This is a genomic window from Enterococcus sp. DIV0174, from assembly GCF_050529065.1.
Taxonomy (GTDB): domain Bacteria; phylum Bacillota; class Bacilli; order Lactobacillales; family Enterococcaceae; genus Enterococcus_B; species Enterococcus_B thailandicus.
Map to the genome: position 1 here is coordinate 1,543,510 of NZ_CP172881.1, position 14,921 is coordinate 1,558,430.

12 protein-coding genes are annotated in these 14,921 nt (G+C 38.0%); 2 read left to right on the top strand and 10 right to left on the bottom strand.

Annotated features, from left to right (window positions below; all coding sequences use genetic code 11):
* Positions 1-183 precede the first annotated feature (183 nt).
* Together tkt and IGJ93_RS07330 are read right to left on the bottom strand one after the other, a co-directional pair.
* On the bottom strand, positions 184-2,178 hold the full coding sequence (gene tkt, locus IGJ93_RS07325) for a transketolase (RefSeq protein ID WP_430596894.1): 1,995 nt from the start codon (positions 2,176-2,178) through the stop codon (positions 184-186).
* Positions 2,179-2,287: 109 nt separating this feature from the next.
* Complete coding sequence (locus IGJ93_RS07330; protein ID WP_067482326.1) at positions 2,288-2,527, bottom strand: DUF896 family protein; 240 nt, start codon at positions 2,525-2,527, stop codon at positions 2,288-2,290.
* A 145-nt stretch (positions 2,528-2,672) separates the two neighbouring features.
* Between IGJ93_RS07330 and lexA the strand changes: the two genes are divergently transcribed.
* Positions 2,673-3,296, top strand: a complete 624-nt coding sequence (gene lexA / locus IGJ93_RS07335; protein WP_067482328.1) for a transcriptional repressor LexA — start codon at positions 2,673-2,675, stop codon at positions 3,294-3,296.
* Between the two features lie 136 nt (positions 3,297-3,432).
* Complete coding sequence (locus tag IGJ93_RS07340; protein ID WP_067482330.1) at positions 3,433-3,651, top strand: hypothetical protein; 219 nt, start codon at positions 3,433-3,435, stop codon at positions 3,649-3,651.
* Positions 3,652-3,938: 287 nt separating this feature from the next.
* Here the strand turns inward: IGJ93_RS07340 and IGJ93_RS07345 are convergent, their stop codons facing one another.
* The 8 genes from IGJ93_RS07345 to obgE form a co-directional block, all read right to left on the bottom strand.
* Complete coding sequence (locus IGJ93_RS07345) at positions 3,939-6,161, bottom strand: immunoglobulin-like domain-containing protein (RefSeq protein WP_186807801.1); 2,223 nt, start codon at positions 6,159-6,161, stop codon at positions 3,939-3,941.
* A gap of 655 nt (positions 6,162-6,816) precedes the next feature.
* Positions 6,817-7,329, bottom strand: a complete 513-nt coding sequence (locus IGJ93_RS07350) for an adenine phosphoribosyltransferase (protein ID WP_067482334.1) — start codon at positions 7,327-7,329, stop codon at positions 6,817-6,819.
* A gap of 13 nt (positions 7,330-7,342) precedes the next feature.
* Positions 7,343-9,640, bottom strand: a complete 2,298-nt coding sequence (gene recJ / locus IGJ93_RS07355; RefSeq protein ID WP_071868983.1) for a single-stranded-DNA-specific exonuclease RecJ — start codon at positions 9,638-9,640, stop codon at positions 7,343-7,345.
* Between the two features lie 469 nt (positions 9,641-10,109).
* Positions 10,110-10,553, bottom strand: coding sequence for a LapA family protein (locus tag IGJ93_RS07360; RefSeq protein ID WP_067482338.1), 444 nt, complete (start codon positions 10,551-10,553; stop codon positions 10,110-10,112).
* Between the two features lie 8 nt (positions 10,554-10,561).
* A complete protein-coding gene (locus IGJ93_RS07365) occupies positions 10,562-11,350 on the bottom strand; it encodes an SDR family NAD(P)-dependent oxidoreductase (protein ID WP_071868984.1) in 789 nt (262 codons plus the stop codon).
* Entirely contained in the window at positions 11,347-12,291 is a 945-nt protein-coding gene (gene rnz / locus IGJ93_RS07370) for a ribonuclease Z (protein WP_311797820.1), read from the bottom strand. Before rnz ends, IGJ93_RS07365 begins: the two co-directional genes overlap by 4 nt.
* 155 nt (positions 12,292-12,446) lie before the next feature.
* Positions 12,447-13,037 carry a DUF1269 domain-containing protein gene (locus IGJ93_RS07375; protein WP_071868986.1) on the bottom strand — a complete coding sequence of 197 codons (591 nt, stop codon included), beginning with the start codon at positions 13,035-13,037 and terminating at the stop codon, positions 12,447-12,449.
* A 345-nt stretch (positions 13,038-13,382) separates the two neighbouring features.
* Positions 13,383-14,696 (bottom strand): GTPase ObgE, encoded by a 1,314-nt coding sequence (obgE, locus tag IGJ93_RS07380; RefSeq protein ID WP_067482346.1) that lies wholly within the window; start codon positions 14,694-14,696, stop codon positions 13,383-13,385.
* Positions 14,697-14,921: the final 225 nt, after the last annotated feature.

Here is a 14,921-nt window from a genome sequence, read left to right on the forward strand (position 1 = left end):
AACAAACTTAATTAAATAAATTATACGTTTATTTTGACAAAATCTCAATTTAATCTGAACGTTTTCTACTCATGTAACGAAATTGTAACACTATAGAAATCAAACAGCAATCTTTCTTTACTCAATAAAACAAGCTGGGAATTTACCCCAGCTTGCTTCTTTCATAATTAAATTACTTGTTTTTTATAGTTCTTCGTAGGTTTTTACAACATTTTCAACTGTGAAACCAAATTCTTCAAGAATTTTATTTCCTGGTGCTGATGCGCCAAAATGATTAATTGTAATTGTTGTTCCTTCTGTTCCAACGTAACGTTCCCAGCCAAATGGTGCAGCCGCTTCGATTGCAACACGTTTAGTTACAGCTTTTGGAAGAACACTTTCTTTGTATTCAGCAGATTGCGCTTCAAACAAGTCAAAACTTGGCATTGAAACGACAGAAACGTCTTTGCCATTTTCAGCTAATACTTTCTGTGCTTTAACCGCTAAATCAACTTCTGAACCAGTTGCAATCAAGATACCTTCTGGTGTTTCACCTTGTGCAGGAGAAAGTACATAAGCACCTTTTTTCACCATCTCATCAGCTTTTTCTTTTGTTGATGGAAGAACTGGTAAGTTTTGACGACTCAACACTAAAATTGTTGGTGTTTCTGTTGACTCCATGGCAATTTTCCAAGCAGCACGTGTTTCATTGCCATCAGCTGGACGTACAACATGAACGCCTGGCATGCAACGAACAGAAGCGAGTTGTTCGATTGGTTCATGTGTTGGACCATCTTCACCCACTGCTACTGAATCATGTGTTAGTACATAAATAACTGGTGCTTTTTGAATGGAAGCAAGACGAATAGCTGGACGTAAGTAATCCGTGAATACAAAGAATGTTCCACCATAAATACGTGTACCGCCATGTAATTGGATTCCGTTCATCGCTGTTGCCATAGCAAATTCGCGAACGCCAAACCAGATGTTTCGACCTTCGTAGTTACCTGGTTCGAAATCAGTTTCAGCTGCAACCATTGTATTATTTGAGCCAGATAAATCAGCAGAACCTCCCCATAAGCTAGGAACTGCATTTGAGATTGCTTGAATCATGTCTTTGCTTGACACACGACTTGCTTGGCTATGACCTTCATCATAACTTGGCATCTCAGCATCCCAATTTTCTGGTAGTTTTCCAGCAAACGCATCTTCAAATTGTTGCGCTAATTCTGGATAAGCATTTTTATAGTTAGCAAATTTTTCATTCCATTGTGCTTCTGCTTTTTCGCCATCTTCAACCATTTTTTCGTGGAAACGAGTTGCTACTTCTTCAGGCACTGTGAAATCTGGATAGTCCCAACCGTAAACTTCTTTAGCCATTTTAATGCCATCCGCTCCAAGAGGTGCACCATGAACAGCAGATGTACCTTCTTTAGGTGCGCCATAACCAATAACTGTTTTAACTTCAATCAGTGTTGGTTTAGTTGTCTCAGCTTTAGCTGCTTCAATCGCATTTGAGATTGCTTCTAAATCATTGCCATCTTTTACTAAGATATGTTGCCAGCCATATGCTTCATAGCGCGCACCGACGTTTTCTGTGAAAGCTTTTGAAGTTGGACCATCAAGTGAAATATCATTTGAATCATATAAAACGATTAATTTACCTAATTTCATATGTCCAGCCATAGAACTTGCTTCTTGAGAAACGCCTTCCATTAAATCGCCATCACCACATAAAGCATAAGTATAATGATCGACAACATTAAAGTTTTCTTTATTATAAGTTGCTGCAAGATGTGCTTCTGCCATTGCCATACCAACAGCCATGCCAATTCCTTGACCTAGTGGACCAGTTGTTGCTTCAACGCCATCTGTATGATGTACTTCTGGATGTCCTGGTGTTTTTGATCCCCATTGACGGAATTGTTTCAAGTCGTCAATTGTTACTTGATATCCAGATAAGTGAAGTAAACTGTACAACATTGCTGAACCATGACCAGCAGAAAGTACAAAACGGTCACGATCGACCCAATTTCTTGAAGTAACAGGATTTACTTTCAAATGTTTTGTCCAAAGTGCATATGCCATCGGTGCAGCACCCATCGGTAAACCCGGATGACCTGAATTTGCTTTTTGTACAGCTTCAATACTTAATGTGCGGATTGTGTTAACGCCTAGTTGATCAATTTTGTCGAACAAAAGAACCCCTCCAATTTAGGTTTTTTTTACTGTAATTCATTTCATACTCATTTTAGCGGATACAGATCAAAAAATCAATGCTTTTTGGTATTTTTTACCAAAAAGCACACTAACGGTCATGTAAGCCTTTTTCTTTTTGAATTTCTTTTAATTTATCTGGTGTAACATCGTTTCCTTCAGGATCAACAATTTTCATCCCTTCAATATGATGTCTCATACCAGAGCGAAAAGCTGTTAAATATTCTTCTCTCAATAAGATTTGTTCTTTCTCTTCTTCTTTTGAAAGTCCCTCAGCTTTTTTCTTTTTGGCTAATTCATTAATACGTGCAATTTTTTCAGGTGATAACATTATCAGCCCTCCTTTTTCTCTTCTTATATTATATAAAAAAAACAAAAAAAACAACTAGGTATCCATATTTAGATACGAACATTTGTTTGAAACAGCGCTTTTTATGTGGTATTATTTAAATATTAAGTGAAAGAAGGTGTACTTTGTGGCCCGACAAACTGAAACACGACAAATCGAAGTCTTACGTTATATCCACGAACAAGTAACCCGAAAAGGATACCCACCAACCGTTCGCGAGATTGGTGAAGCTGTTAACCTTTCTTCAACATCAACTGTCCACGGACATTTAGCACGATTAGAAAAAAAAGGATTTATTTTGCGCGATCCGACAAAGCCACGGGCAATCGAATTAACGGACTTAGGTTTAGATCAGATTGGAATCAAGCCATCGACTATTCCAATGCTTGGCGTTGTTACAGCTGGTGAGCCGATCCTCGCTGTTGAAGACGCCTCCGACTTTTTCCCTGTACCACCAAATTTAACTTCAGAAGAAGGCAGTTTGTTCATGCTAACCATTCGGGGCGAAAGTATGATCAACGCAGGGATTTTAGACGGAGATAATGTTATCGTCCGAAAACAAGAGAGCGCTAAAAATGGAGATATTGTCATCGCTATGACGACAGAAAATGAAGCAACTTGTAAAAGGTTCTATAAAGAAAAAGATCATTTTCGTTTACAACCTGAAAATGATTTATTAGATCCAATTATTTTAGATGAGGTAGCCATTTTGGGATTGGTAGTTGGTCTCTATCGTAGCCATATTTATTAACATGATTCATTCAAAGAATTGTAGAAAAATTTCTGCAATTCTTTTTTTATTGTTCTTCCCTCTTTACAAACCGAACAAACATTCGTATAATGATTTTACGAACAAACGTTCACATAAATAAATGAGGTGAGAATTCATGAAATCAATTAGACGTATTGGCTTGGTATTACTGGTTTTATTCTTAGGTATTTTGATTGGCAATTTTGGGATCCAACCGGCATTGATTATTTTTCTTCCGTTATTCACATTGTGGTTTATGTTGTGGGACGAAAAAAAATATCGTCAAGCCGAACAGCGTAGGCTTCATGAAGAACATTTCTATCATGAACATTACTTACGCTCTCGGCAATCTTGAAAGAAAGACCAACGTAAATAATCGTTCGTTACACCTATCTACTGGCTATCATATTTAAGGCAATTGCTCGTTTTCTACTTTGGATTAGCCAAAGTATTCATTCGATAAGATCTATTACTCTTTTATCAAAAAGAAAAAAGACTGGGACAAAGCGAAAGATTCAGTCGTTCTTAACACATTTTTCAATTTAAAAAAGCCTAAAATCAACGTTTTAAAAACGAATTTTAGGCTTTTTCTATTTAAGCTATTTTTGTTTCAGTTCCTTTTTGTATTTCTTAATTAGTTGACTATTTTTTTAACTCCCACGATGCATCACTACCTGGTACAGATTGTGTCCACCATTTAGCAAGATATTGTTTGCCATTATAGTTCACTAAATCGCCAGCGACATAAGTTCCTCCTTTGTAATAATCCACGCTTCCGTCTTCGTTTTTAATTATTTCTTTTTCCCAGACTTGTGCGGATCCTGGAGTATCTCCTTTTGTCCACCATTTTGCAGTGTAAGTTGTTCCTTGATAGCTTACCTTATCACCTTTAACGTAAACTGCCGTTGCTGAATAAGCTGGAATACTTTCTTTTTCTTTAACCGTGACTGTAATTGTTTGTGTTGTTTTTTCACCTTTACTATCAGAAACTGTATACGTGAGAACATTCGCGCCCGCTTTTGAAGTATCTACATCTCCTGTCACAGCTATTTTCGCGGTCAGGTCACCATCTTCTTGATCGTTTGCCGTTACGCCCGCCAATTTATCAAAGTTTGTTCCAACTTCAATTGTTTGATCCTTTAGACCAGAAAAAATTGGTTTCGTATTTGCATTTGGATCAACCACAGTAATCGTCCGAATCTTTTCTGAATGATTCTTCTGACTGTCTGTCACAGAATATGTTACTTGGTATTCACCAACTTTCGCAGAATCAACTGTTCCTGTTGTCGTAATTTTAGCAGTTAGGTCGCCATCTTCCTGATCAATAGCTGTCACACCTGCTAGTACATCAAACGAGTCATTCAACTCAATTGTTTCATTTGTTGCTCCTTTAATTACTGGTGCTTGATCTCTTACACCTAAATCTCCATCAAATTCACCCATAATTTTTGAAAATTCATAGGTTTCTTGCTCAAGTCCTGTATTTTTTAAATCTTCATTCAAATCGTTATCCCGATTCAACGACCAAAAAGAAAGCATTCCAATTTGTTTTTCGTTTGCATAAGCTAATAAAGCTTTAGCATCCGATTGAGTAAATGTTTCATTTGCTTGACTTGATTTTCCTACCCATGGTGTTAAACCAATTTTCTGATAAATTTGTGAATCCGTTAGGTCTTGATTAGCATCACTATAAATTCGTTTTATTTGTCCAGCTAAACTCTCTGACGCTTGTTCGACATATGTATGGTATGTATCTGTTGGTCCTGTAACAAATGACGGGCCAAAACACATCGTCATGATATTTACACCATGAACATTAACCTTTTTCTGAACAGCATCTTGTAGTACGTTATACGCGTCATTGTCTGTCCCTTCGCCTACTAAACCAGTCGGTAAAACAGGGAATGTGTACCAAACGTCAGGAGCTTCGTCACCTAACTTATCTTGCATGATCTTGATTGCATCGTTATTTCTTTCCCAAGCTTCTTTGTCTCGAACGTGAGCCCCTTCAATATCGAAATCAATCGTTGTTAATCCATAATGCTCGACAATCTCAATGTATTTATCCGCAAGTTCTTCAGCGTTATCATAGACATCTTGAAGCGGCGTTCCGTTTTCACCACCAAAAGAAACCAATACATCTCCACCTTGTGCGCGGAACTCTTTGATTTGATTAGCAAATGCAGTGACAACTGAACCATTTGTTCCGGTGCCATCTACATTATAATAGCCGCCAAAAGAGGCCGTCTTCGGATTACTTGGGTCCGATACAATAAAACCAATATTTGCATAACTGATGTTTGATTTCTTCACTTCTTGACCAAGAGGATACAATCCTTGATACCCATTCTCTCCGTTATACCACAAACCACCATCAATGTACGGCGCAAAAACCTTCTCGCCCCACTTCACACCCTGTCCTGCATCAACACCTGCATACGGAGTATTTGGATCAACATTTGGATCAATCGTTGGTTCAAATGGATTAGCAGTAACACCTGCGTTAAGAGTAACTGAACCATCAGAAGCAATTGTTCCTACTTCTTCCCAGCCAGTTGAAGTTGCTTCACCTGATCCTGGCGCTACATCTGTAGCCCCATTTTTCCACCAAGTTGCTGCATAAATTTTACCATTGTGTTTGACTTGTTTTCCTGTTGTGTCTGAACTTCCAAATTCTGTTAACTTTGTGACTTCTGACCATTCCGACCATGCCTCTTCTGTTAAACTTGTTGTTGCTTTTGAACTCGTTTTTTCTTCAGCACGAACTTGGATAATCGGCTGGATTGTTGAGACAGCAAGCCCACCTAACATCAATCCACAAATGAGTGGTGATGCTACCTTTTTTATTAGTTGTTCTTTTTTCAATAAAATCATTTCCCTTCAACAAACTATTTTACAAATTATTTTCGATGAATGTTTACGCATGTTTTGATCCCAGGTTTCAAAAAATGAGTGAAACAATATCTGTTGTGAATATTAATGGACTCTGCCATGCTGAGCAACCCCCAAATAATGTCAGTAATCCGACATATTTAGGGTGTTTTTTTTGTTCAAAATCCCTTTATTTGAAAGTTTTCATTATTGTAAATGCTCTCTTTAACAACACTCCTCAGTAAACTAGTTAAATTGTCATCAAGTGAAGATTTCCTTTTGCTAGCACTCTTTCTATCCTTACAAAACTATGGACATTCACCTCTCTTTTCACTATTCTTAGAAGTAACCAATCAACCTTTTTTAGAGTTTAGCGTGAACTTGTTAAGAAAGTTTCTTATCAAATTTCACACAGGCTTTCTTTTGCCAACTGTTTTTTGCTGAAATGAACGAAAATAGAGTGAACTCACAAAAAATGTATCGTTATAATATAAGTGTTATTTATGTACGAAAGAACAAGTTAATTACGAGTCATTTTCTTTTATTTTTTCATTGAACCCAGAATAAAATTATTTAACACATCAAAAAAGATCTTCAGAAAAGACCAGACATTGTGTCTTAGTCATTTCTGAAGATCTACTTTTTTCTATTAGTATTCCATCAACGTAATAATGTCATAGCCCTTAATTTTATCACGGCCATGTAAGTCCATCAATTCAATCAGGAATGCACAACCAACAACTACGCCACCTAATTTTTCAATCAGTTCAATCGTTGCTTTGATTGTTCCGCCAGTTGCTAACAAATCATCACAAATCAACACACGTTGACCTGGTTGAATCGCATCTTTGTGTAAAGTCAATGTATCTGTTCCATATTCAAGGTCATAAGTTACTTCAATCGTTTCACGAGGCAACTTTCCTTTTTTACGAACTGGTGCAAAACCCACGCCCAACTCATACGCTACTGGACAGCCGACAATGAATCCACGCGCTTCAGGTCCGACAACCATGTCAATCCGTTTTTCCTTTGCATAATCGACGATTTGTTTTGTTGCTTCACGATATGCATCTCCATCTGCCATTAGCGGTGAGATATCACGAAAAACGATTCCTTTTGACGGATAGTCCGGAATACTGGCAATATAATTTCTTAAATCCACTGTTTGTTTCCTCCTAGGTTGTTAACCATTTCTTAATGGTAGGAATATCACTTAGTAGTAAAAATTCCTCAACTTTAATTTTCTTTAGTCGCTGTTGATACAGAGTGCTTTCAGTCAACGGGTGACTTTCTGGATGGGCGACTTTTTGCAAAACACCATCGTCTATTGTAACAAATTTCAATTCAAAAAACACCTGAATCATAAAAATTAATAATTTTTCTGGAATTTTTAAATACTGAGCGACTGCTTTTGTTTTATAGCGAATATCAACTTTATCTTGTGTTTTAATAAACTGAAACAAGCGAGCATATTGTTCTCTCGAACCAACTCCATTAAGATAAGCTTCCTGTGAAGAAATACCCAATAAATAAACTCGGCTAAACGTTCCCGCATGAAACACAGCTTTCAGCTCATCAAGTTCTGTTGGGCAATCCACTAATACAAGCGATTCTGGTTGATTCGTTTCCAGCCAACTCTTCATTTGATCCATTTCTGTAAAAGTAACTATTTGTTCACGAATACTTGGGGAGACCTGTTTTTTAACTGTCTCGTCAAATGCTAGATAACATGTTTTTTCTGGTAATGCTACGTGGTCACGGAATCGTTTTGCACGCCAATCAAACACTTGAAGTCCTTTGACCTCGAAATCAGAAACCAATAATTGTGCTTTTTTTCGACCATTCCATTCATTAACTGAGAGTTTACCAACGATATCAAGTGAATCATTTAACAGTTCATTTTCTTGAGAACCAAATCCAAAAGCAACTGCATCTAGCTGCTCTCCCTCATCTGTTAAAACGAATTTCAAATGTTGTTGATTTGCACCAATCTTTTTTACTTGTGTCGCAGTCACTTGTTTGAATAAAAATTGTGGTACAGGATTATCGGTTCCAAAAGGTGCTAACAATTTCAACTCATCTAATAATGTCAAAGAAGCATCTTTAGGCGAAAGCACCTCATCAATTTTCATCGCTGGTCCTTTCGTCAGATCAATCTGATTTTCTTTCACATACTCATTCATTTTTTCTTGCAACAACTCAATGTTCTCTTGAGGCATAGTCAAACCAACAGCTGCATGATGTCCACCAAAATAAGTAAATAAATCTCTCATTTGATTCAACATTTCATAAAGATTCAAGGCCTCTACACTACGCCCGGAACCCTTGGCAGATCCATCTTCTTTTAAAGTCAGTACAATCGTGGGTTTACCCGTTTCGTTCATAATTTTACCCGCAACGATTCCCAAAACGCCTTCGTGCCAGCCATTATTCGCTAATAAATGGATACTGTTAGCAGGTTTTACCATCGCTAATGCTTCTTGAGTAATTTCTTCAACAACGCTTTTACGTTCTTCATTGATTTCATTTAATTTTTTTGCTTGTGTTTGAGCAACTTCTTCGTCAAAAGTCGCCATCAGTTCCACGGCGGGGTTAGGATCACCCATTCGACCAATCGCATTCAAGCGTGGTGCGATGGAAAAACCAATAGTCGTTTCATCAGCATCTTTCATTTTTGCCCCACTTTCAGCAAACAATGCTTGTAAACCAATTCTTTCTGAATGGCGAATAGCATCAATTCCTAGTGAGACTAAACTGCGATTTTCCCCAGTTAGCGACACTAAATCAGCGATTGTTCCAATTGCAACCAAATCTAAAAATTCTGCTGGTGCTTCTTCCAACAAAGCTGTTGCAACTTTGAAAGCCACTCCTACACCTGCTAAATCAGTAAATGGATAATTTCCATCTGGGTGTCGTGGGTGAACGATTGCGAAAGCATCTGGTAACACTGCCGGCATCTCATGGTGATCGGTTACAATAACGTCAACTCCGACACTTTGAGCATAGGCAATTGCTTCATTCCCAGCAACCCCATTATCAACGGTAACAATCAATTGTGTCCCTTGATTAATTTTTTCTTCATAGACAGCTTGGTTCGGTCCATAGCCGTGTTCAAAACGGTTAGGTAAAAAGGCCTCTACTTCTGCCCCTAGTAATTCAAGTGTTTCTTTCATAATTGTCGTACTGGTGATTCCATCGGCATCATAATCGCCATACACAAGAATCTTTTCGCCACTGATAACTGCCTCTTGGATTCTGCTAATTGCTTTATCCATATCATGCATCAAGTACGGATCATGTAATTGTTGTTCTTTTGGATATAAAAACTGTTTGATTTCTTGTTCTTCCTGATATCCGCGCTGCCAAAGCATTCTGCCAATAAAAGAAGATAAGTTATGGTTATTGATTAGCTGAAAAAAAGCTTCAGGTGGTTCTTCGGCACTTAATTTCCAATCATATTTTGCTTGCTTCACTGTCTCACTCCTAACTTAGTTATTATAGCAAACGAAACCGACAAAAAGAAGAGGTGGAAAAGAAGGTTGTGGCGCAAAACGCTTGGCTCCGACAAGATAGCGCGTAAGCACTCAAAATAGCTTTCCATATTTTGTAGTGAGTGCAAGCTATATCGAGAAGTTGTTTTGGAACACCGTAAATAAGGTTGTGGTTCCAAGCGGTCAGCTTCGAAAAAATAAAGAGCAACTGCTAAAAATAGACTTTCATATTTTTAAACAGTTGAGAGTTATTGTGAGAAGTTGCTTGGGGAACACCGTAAATAAGGTTGTGGTTCCAAACGACCAGCTTCAAGTAATAAGGAAACTTTTCTAAAATGCGAATAAAAGCTTATTTTAGCTTTAGCTAGCACCTAGATGACTTTCCCCTAAACAAGCACAAAAGGAGCGCGACTTCGTCACACTCCTTTTCTATTTCAGTTTGACTAACTGATTAATCAAAATAATTGAAGCTTTGTTGTGGAGATTGAGCTCCGTCTTCTTTGGTATCACCAGTCTCTTCTAATTGACTGATTTTCACCGTTTTCGCTTGTAGTTCTGCTTGATAAGCGGCCTCTAGTTCTGCCCGTTCATTACGAAATTCGCGTTGTTGTTCTTCTTTTGCTGTTTCAATTTTTTGCTGTACGCTACTTTGATATTCAGCAAGTTCCTGTGTTAAGTTTTTGATTTCTTTTTTTTGTTGCCACAAACTAGCTGAAGCTGTTAAAAAGACGATCAAAGCGCCAATCAGTGCTGAACCAATAATAACTAAAATTAATGGCGCTGAAAATGAAGCAAACCCCAGACTCACCGGAACTTGTTCAATGTTGAATACTGCAAATAAAACAATCACTAATACTAAAAGAAACCCTAAAATCACACTGCTTTGTTTTTTCATTTTTTCACCTACTTTTTATTAAAAATTCCCCCAGCTAAATAATCCCCAATGTGTGGGAAAAGCGTATAGAATTTGGCTGCGATTTCCATGATAACTGGTTGGTTGATTTCACGTTTTGGATGACTCATATTCCGCACAATTTGTTTTGCTAACTTCGTTGGATCTAGTACGATTTGTCCTAAGTTAGCTAAGTATTCTCCGCTTGGATCTGCTTTATCGAAAAATTCTGTAGCAATTGGCCCTGGATTAACAGTCGTGACTGCGACCCCAAATGGTTTTAATTCCAATCTCAACGCATTGGAAAAACCAATCACAGCAAATTTAGTTGCAGAGTAAATCGTTGATTTAGCTGTAGCCATTTTCCCTGCCATTGAGGCTAGATTAATGATGTGCCCACTTTTTCTTTCTGCCATATCGATTGCAAATTTTTGCGTCAAGACCATCATACCTAACACATTAACCTCAAACATATCATAAGCTTTTCCTAAATCAAATTGTAGGAAATCTTCGAATATGCCAAAGCCAGCATTGTTAACCAATACGTCCACTCGACCAACTTCTGTCATCACTTTTTCATACAGGCTTTCAACGCTTTCTGGATTGCTAACGTCCACTTGAAAAGCATAGGCTTCTTTGCCACTCAACTCTTGACACTTTGCTTTTACTTCTCCAATCAACTGAATCCGTCGAGCACAAGTAATCACGATAGCTCCTTGTCTTGCTGCTTCATAACAGATTTCTGCACCTAATCCCGCAGATCCACCAGTCACCAATACCACTTTATTTGCTAATTTCATGACAGTACCTCCTCGTCTCTAAATGGAATATCAATCACATCGAAATCTTTCATAATCGTTGTGTTTGGAAAAATTTCTTGCGCTTCTTTTTCCAGCTCAAAAGCTGCTTTACCAACATAACGAGCGCTAATATGCGTTAACAACAAACGCGCTGTCTTCGCTTTTGTTGCAACTTCTGCTGCTTGATGAGAAGTTGAATGAAAATAATTATGTGCCATTTTCGCTTCATTTTTGTTAAAGGTACTTTCATGGACTAATACGTCACTATTTTGGGCAAGTTCAACGGCATTAGCCGTCTTTCTTGTGTCGCCTAAAATCGTAACAATCCGCCCTTTTTTATCAGGACCCACGAATTCTTTGCCATTAATGGCTGTACCATCTTCTAGCTGAACTGTTTCTCCGCGCTTCAACTGACCATAAACTGGACCGGCAGGCACACCTAATTCTTTTAAGCGTTCTACTTGCAACTCGCCCTTATGATCCTTTTCGACTACGCGATACCCATAACTATCAATTCCGTGATCTAATTTCTTTGTATACACTGCAAACTGTTGATCTTTAAAGATTGGTTCATCTTCATGTACTTCAATAAATTTCAACGGATAACTTAAACGAGTTTGTGAAACAGATAGTGCTGTCTTAACAAATTGCTCTACCCCTTTTGGACCATAAATTTCTAATGGTGTGTCTCCACCTTGAAATGAACGACTACTAATTAATCCTGGTAAACCAAAAATATGGTCGCCATGTAAATGCGTAATAAAAATCTTTTCGATTTTTCTTGGACGAATATTTGTACGCAAAATTTGCATCTGTGTGCCTTCACCACAATCAAATAACCAAATTTCATTACGTTCATCTAATAGTTTTAATGCGATACTTGTTACATTTCGCTGCTTCGCAGGTACCCCTGCACCTGTCCCTAAAAATTGTAATTCCATAATCTACCTGACTTTCTATGAGTTCCCTCTAATTTTAGGGGAAAATGCACGGATAAGCAACCGAAAAAGACAGAGAAAAGTGCCTCAAGTACACTTTTTCTCTGCCAGAATTCACTTTTTTGTCGGAACTATTCAAAGTGAAAATAAAACAGAACTTATTCTTGTTCGTTTTCATCATCCCTTGATTGATTCTCAACTGGTGGATGTTTTTCACTCCATGTTTTTTGAGCTGCTTCTTTTGTGCTACGTTCAACTTCTTTCGCATCGGCAACATCTTTTTCGACATCATCATAATCTAGACGGGTAATTTCTCCACCCAGTTCCATCATAACTAATTGGTTCAATGGACGATTATCTTCTTCTTCCGCAATCAAAATCAGACCAGTAGCACCTTCGCCAATTTTATCGCCAACAAAGTCAAAAACAGTTTGTGCATTTTGAATTTCTTTCGCGTCTTGAGTTGCTCCAATCATTCCGCCTGCAAACCAGCCAAGTAAAATACCAAGTGGTCCACCCAAGATACCAACGAGCATACCAATCATGCCACCCTTGGAAGACTTATTACTTCCAGTAAAGTCGATAAAATCTTCGACTTTAAATTGGTGTGTTCCATTGGGATCGTGACTGATTACAGCCATTTGTTCGCCCTTAATTTTTCGAGTAGCATGAAACTTTTTGATTTCTGAAAAGGCTTGATAAGCTTGACTCTCCACATCAAAATTTAAAATAATCACTCGTTTGTTCATTTGACTCACTCCTCACTTTTTGCGTTCATTTCATTTTACCTTTGATTTAGCCAGAAATAAAATAATAACCCCTAAAACAGAAGTGTTTACTTTAAAAAATTAAAAAAACAAAAAAGTGGTGTGTTAATAACAGCTTAAATAGAAAAAACGCCTAAAATTCGTTTTTGAAAACGGTGATTTTAGACGTTTTTTAAATTAAAAAATGTATTTGTATTAAGAACAACTGGCATTTTGCTCCAGTTTATTTTTCCTAATGAACGTTGTTTCCAAAGCAACTCTCATTATAGCTTGCAATCACCGCAAAATGCTGAGCACTTCTTTCACAGCCTTTTTCACTTCTGTCCTTTATTCAACAAATTCAAACTCGAATTCACCAATCCGAACGATATCGCCGTCTTTAGCACCGCGGGCACGCAATGCTTCATCAACACCCATACCACGTAATTGACGTGCAAAACGCATAACTGTTTCATCGTGATCAAAATTCGTCATTTGGAATAATTTTTCGATTCGCTCACCAGTTAATACCCAAGTAGCATCTGGCTCACGATCAATCTTGAAGTCTGGCCCTTCAGGTGTGAATCCGTAATGAACCGTTTCTTCCTCAATTTCTTCATCGTAAAGAGGAAACTCTGGTGTGACTTCTAGTAAATCGGCAGTTGCATTCAATAACGCATCCAGCCCTTTACGTGTCACTCCAGAAATTGGAAATACTGGAATGTCATCTGCAAATTCATCTGCTTTTTCTTTATTCAATTGCTCTTTGAATTTCACCAAATTTTCTTCTGCATCTGGCATATCCATTTTATTCGCAACAATCAACTGTGGGCGTTCTAATAAGCGCAAATTATAAGTAGACAACTCATGGTTGATTGCTAAATAATCTTCGTAGGGATCTCGCCCTTCCATCCCGCTCATATCAATCACATGTAAAATAACACGAGTGCGTTCAATATGACGTAAGAATTGCGTACCTAGACCAACACCTTGTGAAGCTCCTTCAATTAAACCTGGTAAATCAGCTGCCGCAAAGCTTCGACCATCAGTCGTTGTGACCATTCCAAGATTAGGAACTAGCGTAGTAAAGTGATAGGCACCGATTTTTGGTCGTGCAGAAGAAATAACTGAAAGTAATGTTGATTTTCCGACTGAAGGGAAACCCACTAAACCAACATCTGCTAAGACTTTTAATTCCAATTCGATTTTACGTTCTTGTCCTGGTTCACCGTTTTCTGCGATTTCTGGTGCAGGATTACGTGGTGAAGCAAAACGAGTGTTTCCGCGACCACCGCGACCGCCTTTAGCAACTACTAAAGTTTGACCATTTTCAATCAAATCACCTAGTAAAGCACCTGTTTCTGCATCACGTACAGTTGTTCCTTGAGGGACTTTAACGTATGTGTCGTCTGAACCGCGACCATGCATTCCCTTGCTCATTCCATTTTCACCCGGTTGTGCTTTGAAATGACGATTGAAACGAAAGTCCATCAATGTGCGCAAGCCTTCATCGACAACTAAAATAACATCGCCACCGTGACCACCATCACCACCAGCTGGTCCGCCATCAGGAACATACTTTTCTCTACGAAAAGCAACCATTCCATCGCCGCCCTTACCAGCTTTCACATCGATTGTTACTTGATCTAAAAACATGGACATATTCTCGTCCTCCTATTGTATTTATTTATTTAAATTTCTCGACTACCTGAATTTCCACAATAAACAAAAGTCCTATTTATTTTAGCGATGAAATCACGTTTTGTCTATCTTTTCAGCCAAAACTTTGCTATCTCTTACCATTTTTTGCATTTTTAGCAAATCCAACTGAAATTTTCGGAAAAATCAAGTGAAAAGATAAATTTTTTGACAAATTTTAAATTTAGT

Coding starts and splice junctions, on each gene's coding strand:
- IGJ93_RS07330 (WP_067482326.1), bottom strand. CDS start 2,527: ATGTTATCACCTGAAAAAATTGCACGTATTAATGAATTAGCCAAAAAG.
- IGJ93_RS07340 (WP_067482330.1), top strand. CDS start 3,433: ATGAAATCAATTAGACGTATTGGCTTGGTATTACTGGTTTTATTCTTA.
- IGJ93_RS07360 (WP_067482338.1), bottom strand. CDS start 10,553: ATGAAAAAACAAAGCAGTGTGATTTTAGGGTTTCTTTTAGTATTAGTG.
- IGJ93_RS07365 (WP_071868984.1), bottom strand. CDS start 11,350: ATGAAATTAGCAAATAAAGTGGTATTGGTGACTGGTGGATCTGCGGGA.
- rnz (WP_311797820.1), bottom strand. CDS start 12,291: ATGGAATTACAATTTTTAGGGACAGGTGCAGGGGTACCTGCGAAGCAG.
- IGJ93_RS07375 (WP_071868986.1), bottom strand. CDS start 13,037: ATGAACAAACGAGTGATTATTTTAAATTTTGATGTGGAGAGTCAAGCT.
- obgE (WP_067482346.1), bottom strand. CDS start 14,696: ATGTCCATGTTTTTAGATCAAGTAACAATCGATGTGAAAGCTGGTAAG.